The sequence below is a fragment of the Flindersiella endophytica genome (assembly GCF_054779015.1).
The window spans coordinates 333,333-349,193 of the sequence record NZ_BAAGYY010000024.1 but is presented as its reverse complement, the minus strand read 5'-3'; the positions used below and the strand labels follow the sequence as shown (position 1 = coordinate 349,193).

Sequence of the window (15,861 nt, the reverse complement as noted above, 5' to 3'; positions counted from 1 at the left end):
TTGTCGATCGGACGCACGCTCGTTCGTCATGCTTGGGAACGCACGACACGAATCCTGGAGGATGCGATGCGATACCTGTTCCTGGGCTACGCCGACGAGGCGCGCGAGCGCGCGTTCTCGCCCGGGGAAGCGGAGCGGATCGTCGAGGCACACGGCGAGTTCGCCAGGCGGATGCGGGCCGAGGGCCGATACGTCGCCGGCGCCGGTCTCGCGGACAGCAGCGCCACAACCGTCGTCCACCGCTCGGCAACCGGGGACGACGTGGTGACCGACGGGCCGTTCGCCGAGACGAAGGAACAGATTGGCGGGCTCTTCCTGCTCGAGTGCGCCGACCTCGACGAGGCGATCGAGCTGGCCAAGCAGATCCCGTTCAGCGAGGGCCTCTCCGTCGAGATCCGGCCGGCTCCCAACTGACCTGGTCTACGCTCGGAACATGACTTCCGGGCCCGTCGAGATGTGGGCGACCAGCGTCGAACTCCAGGCCCGCTACCTGCGGATCCGGGAGCAATCCGTCGCCGCGCTCACGAGGGTCGACGCTCTGCTGGCCGCGAGCCAGGCCAGGATCGGCAACGCCGCCTCGACGCTCGAGCGTTCCTGGCGGCGTTCCGGCGGGGGTCCGCAAGCCGACGACTGACACCGCCGTTACGGGGTAAGCCCGTCCCGGCGGCGCGATCGGCGACGCCAGTCAGTCACGCCGGCAAGGGACGGCAGCGAGGATGCACGGTATGGACGAGCTCACCGACCAACGGGGCGAGACGCCGGCGCAGCGTGCCGACCGCAACTTCGGTGAGCTGCTCCAGGAGCTTCGCGTCCTGCAGACCGGCGTGCAGATCCTGTTCGGGTTCGTGCTGATCATGTCGGTCCAGCCGCTGCTGCACGACTCGTCGAGGTTCACCAAGACGGTCTACCTCGTCGTGCTCGGGCTGTGCTGCGTCTCGACCGCGTTGCTGATGGGCCCGGCGGCCTACCACCGCATGCTCTTCGGCAAGGGTCGCAAGGCCGAGGTGGTGAAGGGTTCGCACCTGCTGGCCCGCGGCGGGATCGTCGCGCTGATGCTCTCGATCTGCGCCGCAGTGCTGCTCGTCACCGATCTGGTGGCGGGCCGGACGATGGGCTGGATCTTCACCGTGCTCGTCCTGCTGTTCTTCGTGGCCGTTTGGTACGCCCTGCCCGCGATCCGCGGCCGGCTGGCAGAGGACCCGCCACGGCGGCCGACCGAGGAGTTGTGAGGCTCAGCCGGCGGATGGCGACGCCGGACGAACGGTTTCGAGCGTCTCGTGGATCTCGAGCAAACGGTCGAGGCTGGTGATCGCCAGCACCTTGCGGATCTGCTTGGTCGGGCCGAGGAGATAGGTGTCGCCACCCTGGGCGCGGGCGCGCTGCCGGGCCGCCAGGATGACGGTGAGCCCTGCCGAGTCGATGAACGTCACGCCTGACATGTCGATCACCAGATGCGGTGACATCCGGGCGATCGCCTTGAGTAGTTCGGTTTTCAACCGGGGTGAGGTGGCCTGGTCGATCTCGCCGACCACGGCTACCTTGGCCATTCCGTGCGGCAGCTCGGAATGCTCGCAGCTCAGCTGGTGGTCATCGCTCAACGGCGCCCAGATCGGGACGTTGACTTCGTGGGCCTCAGGGCCCTTGTTGTGGTTCTCGGGCTGCATCGACCGTGCTCCATTCCGTGCAATACGTCTCTTTCTACAGCCGCGAGCCCAGCCTGTCCAGGCTCTACGTTGCCATGTCGAATACCAGGGAATCAGTTGGCCAACTACCGGAGAACTTTGGAGTGAAATGGATCGACGACCGATCGGCGTCGAAGAGGAGTACCTGCTCGTCGACCCGCGTACCGCGCGGCCGAGCTCGGTGGCCAGTGCGGTCCTGCGCATCGCGGACGCACTGGGCAAACGTGATGGATCCGGTCAACCTGCCCAGCCAGGCGGCGAGGTTGACGGCGAGCTCTGGTTGGAGCAACTTGAAATTGACACACATCCGTGCCTGTCGCTGGACGAGCTCGACGCCGAGCTGCGCCGGCAGCGCGAGCGTGCCTCCAAGCTGGCGCGAGCCGCAGGAGTCGAGATCGCCGCGCTGGCAACATCACCATTTCCGGGCGATCCTTCGCCCACCCCGAAGCCTCGTTACCAGAAACTGATCGAACACTTCGGCGCGACGGCCCAGGAACAGCTGGTCTGCGGAGTCCACGTCCACGTGGAGATCTCCGGCGACGACGAAGGAGCCGCGGTCATCGACCGGATCCGGCGCTGGGCACCCGCCCTGCTGGCGATCACGGCGAACTCGCCGTACTGGAAAGGACACGACACCGGCTACGCGAGCTTCCGTTCGCAGGTGATGGAACGCTGGCCGACAGCCGGCCTGACCCAGACGTTCGGGTCGGGGAAGGCGTACCGGCGCGTGATGCGAGGGCTACTGGCCGGCAAGGTGATCGACGACGAGAGCATGGTCTACTTCCTCGCGCGGTTGTCTCGCACCTATCCGACGGTCGAGGTCCGGATCGGTGACGTCTGCCTGCGCCGGTCCGACACCGTCCTGTTCGGTGTGCTGGTCCGGGCGTTGGCCGAGACCGAGATCCGAGCATGGGCATCGGATCCGGCACCGGACGAGGGCCGGCTCGAGCTCTACCGGGCGGCCATCTGGCAGGCGGCCAGGCAGGGGGTCGACGGTTCGTTGCCGCATCCCTCGAGCGGCGAGCCCATACCGGCCCAGGACGTGATCTGGGCGCTGGTGGAGCACGTCAAGCCGGTCCTGCGCGAGTACGGCGAGCTCGACGCCGTCCTGGAACGGACCCGCGCGTTGCTCTCGAGGGGGACGGGCGCGCGGGCGCAGCGGATCGCGTACCAGCGCGGCGGGCTCGGCGAGATCGTACGAACGGCTGTGCGCCTGACGCTGGATGAGTAGCGTGGGATCCGAGGAGGCCATGATGTCCGCAGTCGTGGTGCAGGACCTGCGCGTGACGCGCGGCGGCCGTGAGGTCCTGCACGATTTGAGCTTCGAGGTCGCCAAGGGGAGCGTCACCGGGCTGCTCGGCCCGAACGGGTCGGGCAAGACGACCCTGCTGCGCTGCGTCGTCGGTGTCCAGATCGTCGCCGGCGGAACGGTCACAGTCCTGGACGCCCCGGCCGGCAGCGCCGCACTGCGCGATCGGATCGGTTACGCCACGCAGAACGCGGCCGTCTACCGCGACCTCAGCGTGCTGGAGAACCTCCGCTATTTCGCCGCGGTGCTCGGTGCGCCCGCCGCGGACATCGCGCGGGTTCTCGAATGGGTCAGCATGCAGGCGGCCGGCAACCAGACCGTCGGCAGCCTGTCGGGTGGACAGCTGTCGCGGACGAGCCTCGCGGTCGCGTTGCTGGGCGCGCCCGACCTCGTGGTGCTCGACGAGCCGACTGTCGGCCTCGATCCGGTGACCCGCCGCGATCTCTGGACGCTGTTCCACGAGCTGGCCCGCTCGGGCGTGACATTGCTGGTGTCGAGCCACGTGATGGACGAGGCCGCCCACTGCGATCGCCTGCTGTTGCTGCGCGACGGCCTGATCCTGGCGGACGACACTCCGGACGAGCTGCGGTCGCGTACGGGAGAAAGCGAGCTGGAGCAGGCGTTTCTCCGGCTGGTGGAGGACAGGGAGGTGACCGGGTGAGTCTCCGGATCACGCTGGCGACGACGCGGCGCATCCTGACGCAGCTGCGGCACGACCATCGTACGGTCGCGCTGTTGTTGCTCGTCCCGACGTTGCTGATGGTCTTGCTGCGTTACGTTTTCGACTCCGAGCAGGCGTTCGACCGGGTGGCGCCGGCGCTGCTCGGCATCTTCCCGTTCGTGGTGATGTTCCTGATCACGTCGATCGCGACGTTGCGCGAGCGTACGTCCGGCACGCTCGAACGCCTGATGACGATGCCGATCGGCCGGCTCGACCTGCTGTTCGGCTACGCCCTCGCGTTCGGGCTGCTGTCGATCCTGCAGGTCGGCCTCGCGGCGACGATCGCCGTGACCTGGCTCGGCCTGGACGTCGCGGGGTCGGTGTGGATGCTGTTGCTGATCGCGATCCTCGACGCGTTGCTCGGCACGGCTCTGGGTCTTTTCGTCAGCGCGTTCGCACGCACGGAGTTCCAGGCGGTGCAGTTCATGCCGCTCGTCGTACTCCCACAAGCCTTGCTGTGTGGGCTGTTCGTCCCTCGCGACCAGATGACGACGGCCCTGGAGTGGCTGTCGAACGTTCTTCCGCTCTCTTACGCCGTCGACGCGATGACCGAGGTGACGTCATCCTCCGACGTCTCCGGCGACCTGGTGCGGGACCTGCTGATCGTGGCCGGCTGCGGGATCCTCGCGCTCGTGCTCGGTGCCGTCACGCTGCCGCGCCGGACGCCCTGAGCTCAACCGGCGTCACGCCACCGCCTGTACTCCGCGGGCAGGCAGACCGAGCAGGGCCGGTAGCCGGCCGCGATCGCGGTGGGTTCGTCGGGGAAGAAGACGCGCTGGTCGACGTAGCCACCGTTGGCGATCGCGCGGAGGGCGGACGGGCAGTCGAGGCGGCCGTAGATGCGGTTGCGCTGATGGCCGCCCAGCGTGCCGGGATCGGCACTGTGGTACGGGCGGCCATCGGCATCGAGCAGTGTGTAGGCGCTCATGCGGCGTCGTGGAAGACGAGGCCGAGCGTGTGGCGGCGGCCGGACCGGACGGTGCTCACACCGTGCTTGACCGGGCCGATCGACCAGCCACGGGACGACTTCACCGGGCGGTCTCGCGTGGTGAAGATCAGCCCGTGGCCTTGTGGCAGGACCGTGGTCGTGCCGCGGGACTGGGCGCGCGGGCGCTGCTCCACCAGGAGGAACTCGCCGCCGGTGTAGTCGGCGCCCGGCTCGTCGAGCCCGACGACGACCTGCAGCGGGAACAGCATCTCGCCGAAGACGTCACGGTGCAAGGCGTTCCAGTCGCCTTCGCCGTACTTCAGGAGGATCTGCGCGGACTTCTCCTGCCCGGCCTCGTGGCACAGCTTCAGCCAGGCGTCGAGGTCGTCCGGCCAGGGCGTCTCCCGCCCGAGCCGCTGCCACCAGTCGCGCGCGATCTCGAGCAGGTACGGATAGAACGCCTCGCGTAGCTCCGCGACGACGGGCGGCGGTGGATCGGCGAAGTAGCGGTATTCACCCGAGCCGAACCGGTGCCGGGCCATGTTCACCGTTGTGCGGAAGAGATCCTGGTCGTACAACCCCGCCAGGTCGCGGCACTGCTTCGGCGTCAGCAGCTGTCCGGTCAGCGCGCAGCCGTAGGCGTCGAGCTCTGCCGCCAGCGCCGGCCAGTCGTTGCCGGCGACGCGTTTCGCTGTCGCAGCAGTCGTGGTTGTCGCAGTCATCACAGCAAGGCCTCCTGCAGCGCGCCTTCGTGTTCGAGCAACGTACGCTTGCGCTCGACGCCGCCGGCGTAACCCTTGAGCGTGCCGTCGCTGCCGATCACACGATGGCAGGGACGCAACACCAGCAGCGGATTCGCCGCGATGGCGCCACCGAGGTCGCGCACGTCGGCGCGCGGAACGCCGAGCCGCGTCGCGAGCTCGCCGTACGTCGTCGTCGTGCCGTAGGGGATCTCGTCGAGCGCCTGCCAGATGCGCTCCTGAAACTCCGAGCCGTGAGTGCGGAACTCCAGGTCGAACTCCTGGCGCTCGCCGGCGAAGTACGCGTCGAGCTGCCGGCGTACCTCGGCGAACGCCTGGTCGTCGCGCTGCCAGTCGTCGCGGATCGCGGGCCGGTAGGAGCGGGGTGGGCCCATGCGGGCGCGGCCCGCGGGGGCCGGATAAGCACTGCGCTGCCCGGTCATCGACAGTGAACGAATCGCCGTTCCGCCGGGTGCGGTGGCCGACTTCTCGCCCACCAGGAGCAGGTCGCCGAGCGGGCTGTCGATCGTCGTGTAGTACGTCATGCGTCCAGTCTGGCCCGCCGCACCGGCAGAACCTGGCGGGAATCGGACATGGCGTTCAGTCGCGCGCGAAGTAGCGATCGTATCGCGACCCGGCGGGTGCGCTCGGCCCAGCGGACGGCGCTTCCGAAGGCGGTCCCGGCGGCCACGAAAAGCAGGCCGAGTCCGAGCCAGCCGGCGATGCCGCCGCCGAGGATCAGCGTTGTCAGCAAGGCGGGCCCTGCCATCCGAGCGACCGCGACGCCGCTGCCGAACAGGCCCTGGTACTGCCCGTGGGCGCCCGCCGGAGCTAGGTCGAAGCTGACCTTCCAGGCCGCAGCGCCCTGCATCATCTCGGCGAGCACCTGCAGGCCGGCGGCCACCAGCAGCACGCCGGTGGCGACCCAGGCCGAGGATCTGGCCGCGGCGAGCGCGAACGTCAGGCAGGCCGCCAGCATGACCCAGCCGGCCCGCCGGCTGAACCGGGTCGCGAGCGCTGAACTCCTTACCCTGCGGGCGATCCGGACCTGGAACAGCACCACGCTGAGCGTGTTGAGCACGAGCAGAACCGACACGAGCCACGCGGGCGCGTGGGTGCGCTGTGCGATCCACAACGGTACGGCGATGCCCAGCATCGGCATGTACAGCAGCATCACCGCGTTGAGCAGCGCGACCACGGTGTACGGCCGGTCGCGCAGAACCGACAGCTTCGAACCGGGCATCGTTGCTTGACTGCGATTGACCGTGCCGGCGACGACCGGCAACCGCAGGATCAGCAACGCCGCAAGCGCGAACGCTGCCGCGTCCGCGGCGAACATCGTGAGGTAAGCGTTCGCCGTTCCAGCCTGCAACGCGATCCCGCCGGCCGCCGCACCGATCGCAAGCCCGGCGTTGGCCGCCGACTGTAGGTGCGCGCGCAGCTCGGTCCGCCGTTCCGGCGCGACGAGCCCGGCGAACAACGCCTGCCGGGATGCGTTCAGCCCGGACTGGCAGATCGCGTACGCGCACGCCGCGACGACGAACAGCCCGAACGACCGTACGAACAAGAACGCGGCCACCGACCCGGCCGTGCACAACGCCAGCGCGGCGGTCGTTCCGCGTGGTCCGTGCCGGTCGGCGACGTGTCCGAGCCAGACGCCCGCAACCGCGCCGATCGCCCACGCCAGCGTCAGCCCGAGCCCGACCTGGGCCGGCGACAAGCCGATCACGAGCGTGAAGTAGAGCGCCGAACAGACGAGGTAGGCGCCGTCGCCGATCGCGTTCGTCAGCTGTGCGAGCGCGAGTACGCGCGGCGGTCCGGCCGGTGGGAGCATCATGTCAGCCGACCTGCGGCGAGCGCGTACGCGCGCGCTTGAGCTCGAAGAACCCGTCGGTGCCCGCCACCAGCAGCACGCCGTCCCACAGTCGGCCGGCCGCTTCACCGCGCGGCGTCGGCGTGACGACCGGGCCGAAGAACGCCGTCGTGGTGCCGTCGTCCGCCGTGATATGCAGCGCCGGCGTGCCGAGGTCCTCGCCGACCGGCTCCAGTCCGGCGCGGTTGCTCGCGCGCAGCGCCTCGTCGAACTCGGTGCTCGCGGCAGCGTCAGCCAGCTCCACCGGCAGTCCGACCTCGGTGAGTGCTGCGGCGTACAGCTCGCGCGTGAGCGGCTCCTTGCGGAGGTGGATCCGTGCGCCCAGCGCGGTGTACAGGTCCCGCAAACTGCGGCTACCGCATTTTCTTTCGGCCGCGATCGCCACTCGCGCGGGACCCCAGGCCGTGTCCAGCCACTCGCGGTACCAGGCCTCGACCTCGCGTTCCTCGTTGAGCGCGGCGAGGCTCAGTACGTGGAAGTGCACGTCGACGTCACGTACCTGCTCCACCTCCAGCAGCCACCGGGAGGCGATCCACGCCCACGGGCACTTCGGGTCGAACCACATGTCCACTCGCGTCATGGCCACCACGCTAGAGTGGATATTGGCCGAACCAAAGGGCCAATCCACGTCCAGCTGATTGGGCCAATCGCGTATGGATCCGCACATCAGCCTCGCCGGCCGGGGTGATCTGGCCGCCCGGATCTACCGTCAGCTGCTCGACGCGATCCTCGACGGTCGGCTGCCTCCGGGTGAGCGGTTGCCACCGAGCCGGGAGCTCGCACGCAGCCTGCAGGTGTCGCGCAACACGGTCGCCGTCGCGTACGAGCGGCTCACCGCCGACGGCTTCCTGACCAGCCGGGTCGGAGCCGGCACCTACGTCGCGCGGGCCTCGCGCGAGCTGGCCCGGGCCGCGCCGCGCGGCTCGGTGGTTCAGCCGGTTCGGCGCTGGCGAGACCCGGTGCTGGTCGACCGGACGCAGCGCGAGGTCCGTTACGACTTCACCGTCGGCGTGCCCGACGTGGAGCTGTTCCCGCTCGCGACCTGGCGCCGGCTGGTCAGCGCGGCCCTGCGCCCGGCAGCACTACGGGCAGCGACGTACGCCGATCCCGTCGGCCACGCTGGGCTACGCGAGGGGATCGCCCGCTACCTCGGAGTGTCACGGTCGGTACGCGCCCGCGCAGACGACGTGCTGGTGACACAGGGTGCGCAGCAGGCGCTCGACCTGATCGGACGGGTGCTGATCGAGCCCGGCACGTGCGTCGCGGTCGAGGATCCGGGCTACCCACCCGCGCGGCTGCTGTTCCGCTCGCTCGGCGCGCGAGTCGTGGGCGTGCCGGTCGACGACGAGGGCCTGTCGGTGCGGGACCTCCCGTCGAAGGCGCGGCTGGTCTACACCACACCGTCCCACCAGTTCCCGCTCGGAACGCCGATGTCGCTGGAGCGCAGGACCGCGCTGCTGGCCTGGGCCGAGCGCCACAACGCGGTCGTGATCGAGGACGACTACGACAGCGAGTTCCGTTACGGCGCGCGACCGCTGGAGCCGTTGCAGAGCCTGGACCGCAGCGGCCGGGTGATCTACGTCGGATCGTTCTCGAAGACGTTGTTGCCGATGCTGCGGCTGGGCTTCCTGGTGGCGCCGGAGTCGCTGCAGCGTGCGCTGCTGGCGGCCAAACAGCTCGCCGACTGGCACGGCGACCTCACGACCCAGGCCGCGATGGCGCGCTTCATCGACGAGGGCCTGCTGGCGCGGCATGTCAGGAAGGCGACCAAGGAGTACGCCGCGCGCTACGAGCTCGTCACGGAGACCCTCACCACGAAGCTCTCCGACGTGCTGCGGCTGGTCCCGTCGGCCGCGGGCCTGCACATCTGCACCCGTACGATCGGGGACCAGCTCGACGTCGGCCAGGTGCTCGCGGCTGCCGCAAACCGCGGTGTCCGCGTCGAGAGCCTCGCGGCCTACGCGGATGCCGAGCCCGCGGAGCACGGCGTCGTCGTCGGCATCGGTGCCATCCGGACCGCCGATGTCAACGCGGGCCTGCGCCAGCTCTCGGCCGCTGTCCGCGACCGGCCGTGAGCCACCAGGCTGCCACCTGGTGACCGCCGGTCGGCGCGGGCGCAGCCGGCCGGGTGTTTCGCGACGTCGTTTCCGGTACCTATCGCTATCTTCGCCTTACGATCAACGGCCCGTCCGCACGCGGGCACTGGCCGTGCAGCCAGGAACTGAAGGTGTTCGGCAACGGCTCCCCACTGGAGAACCGCCGCTGGATCGAGCGGTCCGGACCGATGCGGCGCTACTTCCCCAAGCACTACGGAACGAAGCTCACCGAGATCACCGATCAGCTCGACGACTTGAAGGAGCAGGGCTACCACGGGACAGAGATCTCCGCGCCGTACAAGGGTTCGCGCACGCCGTGGGCCGGGCTCGGCGCGACCGACAACTACGACATCGACCGACTGCACGATCCGGCACCGCAGACGGTCGCGGTCGAGCTTGCCAATATCGGCATCGCCCTCGACCAGGTGCCGATCGACGTATTGGATGGGCGGGCAGGGGATCCGATCTCTGGCGGAACGTATCGCGTGACGCTGCCGGCTCGTGGCTTCGCGGTGCTTTCGGAGCGATGGCGTAGGCGTTGGCTGAGGAGCAAGGAGCGAAATGCAGGCGACGGACTTTCGGCAGGAGCTCGACCAGTTCGAGCGGGATGGGTACGCGATCTTCCGCAACGTGATCGACCCGGAGCTGGTCGCGGAGGTGGACGGGCACGTTTCCTGGTTGCAGGCGAAGCATCCGGAGCTGCGGCCGGAGGCGCTGGGCAACCAGCTGATGCCGGGTGACGCGTTCTGGGTACGGCTGATCGGCGACGACCGGTTGCTCGACATCGCGCAGGCGTTCGTCGGGCCGGACATCGCGTTGTTCGCCTCGCACTACATCAGCAAGCCGGCGTTCTCCGGGCAGCCGGTGCTGTGGCACCAGGACGGCGCGTTCTGGCCGCTGGATCCGATGCGGGTGGTGACGCTCTGGCTGGCAGTCGACCACTCGACGCCGGAGAACGGCTGCGTGCGCGTGGTTCCCGGCTCGCACAAGACCGACTTCGCGGCGATGCGCGACGCGAACGAGGTCGAAAACGTCCTGGGCAAGGAGATCGCGGTCGACGTCGATGAGTCACAGGCGGTTGACATGGTGCTGGCGCCTGGTGACGTCGAGGTGCACCATCCGAACATCGTGCACGGGAGCAACGCGAACACCTCGCCGAACCGGCGGTGCGGGCTCACGATCCGGTACATCCCGAGCACGACACGGATCCTCACCGACAACCCACCGTGGCCGAGCGCGTTCCACCTGCGTGGCGCGGAGGGTGTCAACGAGTGCCAGCCGCGGCCGGCCTACGTCGAGGGCGAGAGCTACCCGTTCCGGGGCTCCGAGGCCTGGACGTGACCCGGCGGCGACGGGGCAGGGTTCACCACTCCTTCAGGATCAGCGTGATCAGCTCGCTGGACGTGACCTGGTTGAGGGCCAGCTTGCGCAGCTGCGCGTAGTTTTGCTGGAGCGTGCGTACGTCGTCTTCCTCGTCGAACAGGACCTGCCCGCGGGCGACGCCGTCGACGTAGGCGACCGGCGAGAGGAACGCCTCGTCGAAGCTGAACACCGTGAACGACACGAAGCCTGGATGCGCGCCGGCCTCGAACGGGATCACGCGCACCTCGCATCCGGCCGGCGGGTCGAGCAGGCGGCGCAGCTGCTGGCGCATCACGTCGGCGTCACCGACCCGGCGGCGCAGCGCCATCTCCTCGATGATCAGGGAGACATGGGGCTGGTCGTCGCCTGAGAACAGGCGGCCGATCCGGTTGAGGCGCAGCTCGGACTGCCGTTCGATCGCCTCGAGCGTGCTGTCGGGCTCGACGGCGTGGATGACGCACTTGGCGTAGTCCTCGGTCTGCAGGATCCCGGGCACGAAGAAGTGGTCGTACTGCTCGATGACGTTCGCGGTCGACTCGAGCTCGACGGTCAGGGCGAGGCCGGCGTCGGGCGCGAAGTCTTCCCACCAGGACTTCGAGCGCTGGGCGTCCTGCATCAGGAGGAGCTGCTCGCGGATCTCGGCGGGCGCGTCGTATTCGGCGCACAGCACGATGATGTCGGAACGCCCGACCGAGCTGTCGCCGCGCTCGATGCGCTGCAGGGTGTCGACGGATCGGCCGATCACCTTCGCGGCCTTCGCCTGGCTCTCGCCGTTGGAGTCACGGAGCCGGCGCAGCTGCCGGCCGATCAGCTTGCGGGCCGCGATGGGGCCGGTGGTTCTACGCATGGCAACAGAGTAAATACCTCCCGGCACTCTGCGTGCAACGTCATCAGACGTAGCCGCATTTTGCGGCTACCGCAGATTCACTTGACAAGATTCTCCGGACGGTGCACGATCTGACTACCGCCAGTTGCCAGGCAGTTACGAAACCGGGCGAGCGCTGTTCGCCGACCCGTCTGTGTAGTCCGGATGACCTGCGGATTTGCCGGGCGGCCGTGCCTTGAGAGCAGGCCGCTCACCGTCAATGGCAACCACCACGAGCTGTGGTGGCTGCTGCGCTGTGCCAGCACGAAGGGGAGAAAGCCATGACAGCCGACGGCGACGAGGCCGCGAGGCCGGCTGCTGCCGAGGCGTCGCCGCCTGACGGATGGGTGATCGACTTCCACGCCGTCGGCGGATTGGCGAGAGCCGGCGTGGTGCCGGCTCAACGCGTAGGAGTGGACAACGACCCGAGAGGTCCGGCCACCCCACTCCACCCACAGCTTCCCTGATCCGGGTATCGGCGACGCCGGCAACCTTCGCCTGCCTCGCCGACAGCAAGCCGCCGGGCGGCGGCGCGTACGTGACGGCCATATCCAGCGCCCCGCCCGGCTTCAACGCCCGGTGCACGCCATCGCCTGCAAAGGCGTGCACCGGGATCCCGTCCCGGAGGAGCGGTGCCCCCCGTCGCCCTCCTCCGGGACACACCATGGAAGGGACAGAAATCGATGAGCCACTGGCTCGCCGCTCTCCGCGCTCCGCTCCGGCCGGCCGATCCGGGCCTGGACGAGGTACGCGCCTGGCTGCTCCGCCGACACCACCCGGTCGGCGGCTGGCAGTTCGAGCGCCGCCTCCTGGTGTTCCCGCTCCCCGTCTGGCGTCCCCGCGTCTGCGCCGCCGATCACCAGCCGTGGCCGGACGCCTGCCCTGTCGTCCGCGCCCTGCGCGCCGAGGACCCCGAGCTCGACCACGCCGTCGAGTCCGGATACCTGCCGAACCTCCTGCGCTGAGCACGACCCAACCTCACCAAGACCCCTCCGGGAGCCCGGATGTTGACGCTGCGTCTACCCGTCGCGGATTCCGAGTGCCCGCCGCGACGGCAGCCCTCATTTCCCGGGCTCCCGGAGGCTCACCAACTCTTTCCGCATGCCTGAAGGAACCATGCCCGCCCCGACCTACGAACAGCAGCAACGCGCCTTCCACCTCAAGCGCCTCGACCGGTTCCTCAACCGGATGGGCACGTTCGGCACCAAACTCGTCGAGCCTGCCGAGCCCGCTGAGTCCGGCGAGTCCACGACGGAGGAGCACCGGCGCACCTGGACCGGCCTGCTGGTCTGGAACAGCGCCGAGAGCCCGTGCACCGGCATCGTCGTCCGCTGCGATCCCGGATCGGAGTCCGGCGCCTGGCGCTATACCTACGGTGATGGCACCGTGATCGCCGGCGTCTTCGACCAGCTCAAGGTCGTCCAGGAGCTGACGCGCGTCCTGCTGCCCGGGCCTGCGGGTTAGCACTGCCGACGTAGCCTTCCCGGAGTGCAAGGGGTTCTTGCGTTCGGCCTGCTGGCCGCTGTTCTCGGGTTCGCGGTGGCCAGGCCCAAACGGCTACCCGAAGCCGTCGCCGCCGTGCCCGCCGCGGCCCTGACCGTCGTGCTTCGGCTGGTCACGCCCGGAGCCGCGCTGCACGAGCTGGCCAGGCTCGCGCCCACCGTCGGCTTCCTCGCGGCGATGCTGGTGATCGCGCACCTGGCCGACGACGACGGCGTTTTCGACTACCTCGGCTCGCTGCTCACCAGTGGCGGCACCACTGCGATCCGGCTGCTCGGCCTGGTGTTCGGCATCGCCGCCGCCGTGACCGCCGTCCTCAGCCTGGACGCGACTGTGGTCCTGCTCACGCCCGTCGTGGTCGGAGCGGTACGCCGGCTGAAGGTGCCGGCGAGTCCACACCTGTACGCCTGCACGCATCTGGCCAACTCGGCGTCGCTCCTGTTGCCGGTCTCCAACCTCACCAACCTGCTGGCGTTCGCCGCGAGCGGACTGTCGTTCGGCGGTTTCGCCGCCCTGATGGCGCTGCCGTGGCTCGCGGTGATCGCGGTGGAGTACGTGATCTTCCGTCGCTTCTACGCCGCTGACCTGCGCGCGGTTCCGGCGGCCCACCAGGATCCGCCCACCCGCCGAGCGGCCCCGATGTATCCGCTGGTCGTGCTCGGGCTCACGCTCGTGGCGTTCCCGGTGGGAGAGCCGTTCGGGATTCCTCCGGTACTGGTCGCGGTGCTGGGAGCGGTGGCGCTCGCTGTGCCCCGGCTGGTGCGCAAGCCGGTGGTGGAGGCGACCCGGATCGTCCGCGAGGCGAATCCCGCGTTCTGTGCGTTCGTGCTCGCGCTCGGTGTGGTGGTGCTGGGTATCCGCGAGCACGGGCTGGGTGGGCTGGTCGGCCGGCTGGCCCCGGACTCCACCACGTTGCTCGGCCTGCTGGCGGCGGCCGCGCTCGGCGCGGTGCTCGCCAACGTCGTCAACAACCTGCCCGCCACGTTGCTCCTCCTGCCCGCGGTCGGGCACGCGCCGGGCCTGGTGCTGGCGATGCTGATCGGCGTCAACGTCGGCCCGAACCTCACCTACGCCGGCTCGCTCGCGACCCTGCTGTGGCGGCAGATCCTGCACGTACGTGACATCCGGCCGACCGGCTGGGAGTTCACCAGGCTCGGCGCGCTGACGGTGCCGGCCGGCCTGGTCGCCGGCGTGCTGGCGCTCTGGCTGGGGCTCCGCCTCTGGGGCGGCTGAAGTCGATACGCCTAGGGGGTGTCCTGTAAGTGTCGGTGGATAGCGAGGACGGTCATGGCGCCGGGCTGGCAAGGCGGGCGGAGTCGTTCGTATCGGTCATACGGGCGATCTTCGTCCAACGCAGCCAGCGTGGGGCCAGGGCCGCCGCAGCCCGGCGACACTTGCAGGACACCCCCTAGGCCGGCGTGACGTTTCGCCGGTTCGGGCCGGGCCCGTCGAGGTTCCACGCGATCACGCGGGTCGGATGGATCCGGATCAGCTGGCGGCTGAAGCCTTCGCGGGGCGGCTGGTCGAGGCTGAGCAGTTCGGCCTCCCCGCGGATCTCGATGCCGCGGCCGGTCTGGCCGCCCGGCCCGACCGGGTGGTCGGCCATGTCGTCGACGACGAACGAGATCCGCGGGTCGACCGCGAGGTTGCGGAACTTCTGCGAGCGCGCGAGGAACGGCCCGCTGAACTCGATCGTGTGCGCCTCGGTGTCGACCCAGTACGCGACGGGGTTGACCTGCGGCTCGCCAGCCGGTCCGATCGTCGCTACGCGGGCGAGCGGCTGGTCGATGAGGTACTCGAGCTCGGTCTTCGTGAACGTCATGGGATCCCAGCCTGCTACCTCAACCAAACTTCAGGTCAAGCCGTTCAGCCGCAGCGTCCGAATCGCGGACACCGTGGCGAAACCACGCCACTCCAGGACAGCGGCCTCCGAATAGTTGTCGAAGTCGACGCGCCAGCCGCCGTCGTCCTGCTGCTCGGCCACCACGCGTTCCAGCTCGGAGTCGATGACGGCCTTGCTGACCAGGGCACGTGCCGGCTTGTCCGGCTCGGGTGCGAGGTCCAGTGCTCGCAGGGTCTCGCCCTCAGCGCCGCCGACCACCGGGATGCGCCCGTCCGCCGGAACCCAGCGTCCCAGCTTGTCGAGCAGCTCGGCGGCCTCGGGCCGGCTGTCGTACACCGTGTCGAGCAGCCGAATGCAGAACGCCAGGATGAGCGCGAACGGTTCCTCGTCCAGCGCGCGGATCGCGTCGAAGCAGTAGTCGGTGACACGTTCCAGCCACGGATGCGCGGCGACCGCGCTGTCCCGCTTGGCCAGCGCGTGCGCGTTCAGCGCGACGAACGCCGAGATCTGCAGCGACGAGACCGTGGGGTCGGCGTCCGCCCAGAACGGCGCGCAGCCGGCCGGGTCGTCCACCTGCAGGCCGAACGGCACGCCGCCGTCCGGCAGGGAGATCGTCGTCAGCCAGTCGCACAGCTCGATGGCGCGCGGGGTGGTCACGGCCGGCGCGGCCTCCGCGAACGTCTCGAACGCGTGCCCGGCGCCGCCGAGCTGGCTCGATGCCGAACGCAGGTCGGGCTCGAGCCCATAGCCGTACCCGCCGTCGTCGTTGCGGTAGGCCTCCAACGCGGCCAGCGTGAGCCGGGCCAGGTCAGGGTCGTCGGGATGTGCCAGCAGCTCGAAGCGCCGGCGGTCCAGGAGCCGGGCGTGCGTGGACATGAACGCCGCCGCGGCGGTCAGATCGATGCTCATGCCACCCAGCCTGCCCAAGAACGGCACGGAGGT

Annotated in this window: 21 protein-coding genes; 12 read left to right on the top strand and 9 right to left on the bottom strand. The window is 69.5% G+C overall.

Annotation, left to right across the window (positions count from 1 at the left end; all coding sequences use genetic code 11):
- Positions 1 to 66 precede the first annotated feature (66 nt).
- The 3 genes from ACYVF6_RS29460 (at position 67) to ACYVF6_RS29450 (ending at position 1,229) form a co-directional block, all read left to right on the top strand.
- Positions 67 to 414, top strand: a complete 348-nt coding sequence (locus tag ACYVF6_RS29460) for a YciI family protein (RefSeq protein ID WP_460525865.1) — start codon at positions 67 to 69, stop codon at positions 412 to 414.
- Between the two features lie 19 nt (positions 415 to 433).
- Entirely contained in the window at positions 434 to 634 is a 201-nt protein-coding gene (locus tag ACYVF6_RS29455) for a hypothetical protein (protein WP_460525864.1), read from the top strand.
- A gap of 91 nt (positions 635 to 725) precedes the next feature.
- Positions 726 to 1,229 carry a DUF6328 family protein gene (locus tag ACYVF6_RS29450; protein WP_460525863.1) on the top strand — a complete coding sequence of 168 codons (504 nt, stop codon included), beginning with the start codon at positions 726 to 728 and terminating at the stop codon, positions 1,227 to 1,229.
- A 3-nt stretch (positions 1,230 to 1,232) separates the two neighbouring features.
- Here ACYVF6_RS29450 and ACYVF6_RS29445 read toward each other — a convergent pair whose 3' ends face one another.
- On the bottom strand, positions 1,233 to 1,664 hold the full coding sequence (locus ACYVF6_RS29445) for an STAS domain-containing protein (protein WP_460525862.1): 432 nt from the start codon (positions 1,662 to 1,664) through the stop codon (positions 1,233 to 1,235).
- A gap of 127 nt (positions 1,665 to 1,791) precedes the next feature.
- Here ACYVF6_RS29445 and ACYVF6_RS29440 point away from each other — a divergent pair, with 127 nt between their 5' ends.
- From ACYVF6_RS29440 to ACYVF6_RS29430, 3 genes are read left to right on the top strand one after another with little or no spacing between them, the layout of a single operon-like run.
- A complete protein-coding gene (locus ACYVF6_RS29440; RefSeq protein ID WP_460525861.1) occupies positions 1,792 to 2,913 on the top strand; it encodes a carboxylate-amine ligase in 1,122 nt (373 codons plus the stop codon).
- Positions 2,914 to 2,935: 22 nt separating this feature from the next.
- Complete coding sequence (locus tag ACYVF6_RS29435) at positions 2,936 to 3,652, top strand: ABC transporter ATP-binding protein (RefSeq protein WP_460525860.1); 717 nt, start codon at positions 2,936 to 2,938, stop codon at positions 3,650 to 3,652.
- Complete coding sequence (locus ACYVF6_RS29430) at positions 3,649 to 4,383, top strand: ABC transporter permease (protein ID WP_460525859.1); 735 nt, start codon at positions 3,649 to 3,651, stop codon at positions 4,381 to 4,383. The genes ACYVF6_RS29435 and ACYVF6_RS29430 overlap by 4 nt, the downstream gene beginning before the upstream one ends.
- A gap of 2 nt (positions 4,384 to 4,385) precedes the next feature.
- Here ACYVF6_RS29430 and ACYVF6_RS29425 read toward each other — a convergent pair whose 3' ends face one another.
- Genes ACYVF6_RS29425 through ACYVF6_RS29405 form a run of 5 tightly spaced genes read right to left on the bottom strand, consistent with a single transcriptional unit; the run spans position 4,386 to position 7,833 of the window.
- The gene (locus tag ACYVF6_RS29425) at positions 4,386 to 4,640 is read right to left on the bottom strand and encodes an Ada metal-binding domain-containing protein (protein ID WP_460525857.1); all 255 of its coding nucleotides are present in this window, start codon (positions 4,638 to 4,640) and stop codon (positions 4,386 to 4,388) included.
- Entirely contained in the window at positions 4,637 to 5,362 is a 726-nt protein-coding gene (locus ACYVF6_RS29420; protein WP_460525856.1) for a 2OG-Fe(II) oxygenase, read from the bottom strand. The genes ACYVF6_RS29425 and ACYVF6_RS29420 overlap by 4 nt, the downstream gene beginning before the upstream one ends.
- Positions 5,362 to 5,925, bottom strand: coding sequence for a methylated-DNA--[protein]-cysteine S-methyltransferase (locus ACYVF6_RS29415; protein ID WP_460525855.1), 564 nt, complete (start codon positions 5,923 to 5,925; stop codon positions 5,362 to 5,364). The genes ACYVF6_RS29420 and ACYVF6_RS29415 overlap by 1 nt, the downstream gene beginning before the upstream one ends.
- On the bottom strand, positions 5,922 to 7,217 hold the full coding sequence (locus ACYVF6_RS29410) for an MFS transporter (RefSeq protein ID WP_460525854.1): 1,296 nt from the start codon (positions 7,215 to 7,217) through the stop codon (positions 5,922 to 5,924). The genes ACYVF6_RS29415 and ACYVF6_RS29410 overlap by 4 nt, the downstream gene beginning before the upstream one ends.
- A 1-nt stretch (position 7,218) precedes the next feature.
- The gene (locus ACYVF6_RS29405; protein ID WP_460525853.1) at positions 7,219 to 7,833 is read right to left on the bottom strand and encodes a mycothiol-dependent nitroreductase Rv2466c family protein; all 615 of its coding nucleotides are present in this window, start codon (positions 7,831 to 7,833) and stop codon (positions 7,219 to 7,221) included.
- Between the two features lie 73 nt (positions 7,834 to 7,906).
- Between ACYVF6_RS29405 and pdxR the strand changes: the two genes are divergently transcribed.
- Both pdxR and ACYVF6_RS29395 read left to right on the top strand, forming a co-directional pair.
- Positions 7,907 to 9,328, top strand: coding sequence for an aminotransferase-like domain-containing protein (pdxR, locus tag ACYVF6_RS29400; RefSeq protein WP_460525852.1), 1,422 nt, complete (start codon positions 7,907 to 7,909; stop codon positions 9,326 to 9,328).
- A 582-nt stretch (positions 9,329 to 9,910) separates the two neighbouring features.
- Positions 9,911 to 10,690, top strand: a complete 780-nt coding sequence (locus tag ACYVF6_RS29395) for a phytanoyl-CoA dioxygenase family protein (protein ID WP_460525851.1) — start codon at positions 9,911 to 9,913, stop codon at positions 10,688 to 10,690.
- A gap of 22 nt (positions 10,691 to 10,712) precedes the next feature.
- On the opposite strand, the gene ACYVF6_RS29390 is transcribed toward ACYVF6_RS29395, so the two are convergent.
- Positions 10,713 to 11,558 (bottom strand): helix-turn-helix domain-containing protein, encoded by an 846-nt coding sequence (locus ACYVF6_RS29390; protein WP_460525850.1) that lies wholly within the window; start codon positions 11,556 to 11,558, stop codon positions 10,713 to 10,715.
- A gap of 299 nt (positions 11,559 to 11,857) precedes the next feature.
- Between ACYVF6_RS29390 and ACYVF6_RS29385 the strand changes: the two genes are divergently transcribed.
- The 4 genes from ACYVF6_RS29385 (at position 11,858) to ACYVF6_RS29370 (ending at position 14,309) form a co-directional block, all read left to right on the top strand.
- On the top strand, positions 11,858 to 12,043 hold the full coding sequence (locus tag ACYVF6_RS29385; RefSeq protein ID WP_460525849.1) for a hypothetical protein: 186 nt from the start codon (positions 11,858 to 11,860) through the stop codon (positions 12,041 to 12,043).
- Between the two features lie 216 nt (positions 12,044 to 12,259).
- Positions 12,260 to 12,541, top strand: a complete 282-nt coding sequence (locus ACYVF6_RS29380; protein ID WP_460525848.1) for a hypothetical protein — start codon at positions 12,260 to 12,262, stop codon at positions 12,539 to 12,541.
- Positions 12,542 to 12,677: 136 nt separating this feature from the next.
- Positions 12,678 to 13,040 (top strand): hypothetical protein, encoded by a 363-nt coding sequence (locus ACYVF6_RS29375; protein ID WP_460525847.1) that lies wholly within the window; start codon positions 12,678 to 12,680, stop codon positions 13,038 to 13,040.
- Positions 13,041 to 13,064: 24 nt separating this feature from the next.
- The gene (locus ACYVF6_RS29370) at positions 13,065 to 14,309 is read left to right on the top strand and encodes a transporter permease (protein WP_460525846.1); all 1,245 of its coding nucleotides are present in this window, start codon (positions 13,065 to 13,067) and stop codon (positions 14,307 to 14,309) included.
- A 175-nt stretch (positions 14,310 to 14,484) separates the two neighbouring features.
- Here ACYVF6_RS29370 and ACYVF6_RS29365 read toward each other — a convergent pair whose 3' ends face one another.
- Both ACYVF6_RS29365 and ACYVF6_RS29360 read right to left on the bottom strand, forming a co-directional pair.
- Entirely contained in the window at positions 14,485 to 14,898 is a 414-nt protein-coding gene (locus ACYVF6_RS29365) for a PNPOx family protein (protein WP_460525845.1), read from the bottom strand.
- Between the two features lie 30 nt (positions 14,899 to 14,928).
- Positions 14,929 to 15,828 carry a hypothetical protein gene (locus ACYVF6_RS29360; protein WP_460525844.1) on the bottom strand — a complete coding sequence of 300 codons (900 nt, stop codon included), beginning with the start codon at positions 15,826 to 15,828 and terminating at the stop codon, positions 14,929 to 14,931.
- Positions 15,829 to 15,861 lie beyond the last annotated feature (33 nt).

Coding starts and splice junctions, on each gene's coding strand:
- ACYVF6_RS29375 (WP_460525847.1), top strand. CDS start 12,678: ATGCCTGAAGGAACCATGCCCGCCCCGACCTACGAACAGCAGCAACGC.
- ACYVF6_RS29415 (WP_460525855.1), bottom strand. CDS start 5,925: ATGACGTACTACACGACGATCGACAGCCCGCTCGGCGACCTGCTCCTG.
- ACYVF6_RS29460 (WP_460525865.1), top strand. CDS start 67: ATGCGATACCTGTTCCTGGGCTACGCCGACGAGGCGCGCGAGCGCGCG.
- ACYVF6_RS29450 (WP_460525863.1), top strand. CDS start 726: ATGGACGAGCTCACCGACCAACGGGGCGAGACGCCGGCGCAGCGTGCC.
- ACYVF6_RS29410 (WP_460525854.1), bottom strand. CDS start 7,217: ATGATGCTCCCACCGGCCGGACCGCCGCGCGTACTCGCGCTCGCACAG.
- ACYVF6_RS29425 (WP_460525857.1), bottom strand. CDS start 4,640: ATGAGCGCCTACACACTGCTCGATGCCGATGGCCGCCCGTACCACAGT.
- ACYVF6_RS29455 (WP_460525864.1), top strand. CDS start 434: ATGACTTCCGGGCCCGTCGAGATGTGGGCGACCAGCGTCGAACTCCAG.
- ACYVF6_RS29435 (WP_460525860.1), top strand. CDS start 2,936: ATGTCCGCAGTCGTGGTGCAGGACCTGCGCGTGACGCGCGGCGGCCGT.
- ACYVF6_RS29385 (WP_460525849.1), top strand. CDS start 11,858: ATGACAGCCGACGGCGACGAGGCCGCGAGGCCGGCTGCTGCCGAGGCG.
- ACYVF6_RS29445 (WP_460525862.1), bottom strand. CDS start 1,664: ATGCAGCCCGAGAACCACAACAAGGGCCCTGAGGCCCACGAAGTCAAC.
- ACYVF6_RS29360 (WP_460525844.1), bottom strand. CDS start 15,828: ATGAGCATCGATCTGACCGCCGCGGCGGCGTTCATGTCCACGCACGCC.
- ACYVF6_RS29440 (WP_460525861.1), top strand. CDS start 1,792: ATGGATCGACGACCGATCGGCGTCGAAGAGGAGTACCTGCTCGTCGAC.
- ACYVF6_RS29395 (WP_460525851.1), top strand. CDS start 9,911: ATGCAGGCGACGGACTTTCGGCAGGAGCTCGACCAGTTCGAGCGGGAT.
- ACYVF6_RS29420 (WP_460525856.1), bottom strand. CDS start 5,362: ATGACTGCGACAACCACGACTGCTGCGACAGCGAAACGCGTCGCCGGC.
- ACYVF6_RS29380 (WP_460525848.1), top strand. CDS start 12,260: ATGAGCCACTGGCTCGCCGCTCTCCGCGCTCCGCTCCGGCCGGCCGAT.
- ACYVF6_RS29405 (WP_460525853.1), bottom strand. CDS start 7,833: ATGACGCGAGTGGACATGTGGTTCGACCCGAAGTGCCCGTGGGCGTGG.
- pdxR (WP_460525852.1), top strand. CDS start 7,907: ATGGATCCGCACATCAGCCTCGCCGGCCGGGGTGATCTGGCCGCCCGG.
- ACYVF6_RS29390 (WP_460525850.1), bottom strand. CDS start 11,558: ATGCGTAGAACCACCGGCCCCATCGCGGCCCGCAAGCTGATCGGCCGG.
- ACYVF6_RS29365 (WP_460525845.1), bottom strand. CDS start 14,898: ATGACGTTCACGAAGACCGAGCTCGAGTACCTCATCGACCAGCCGCTC.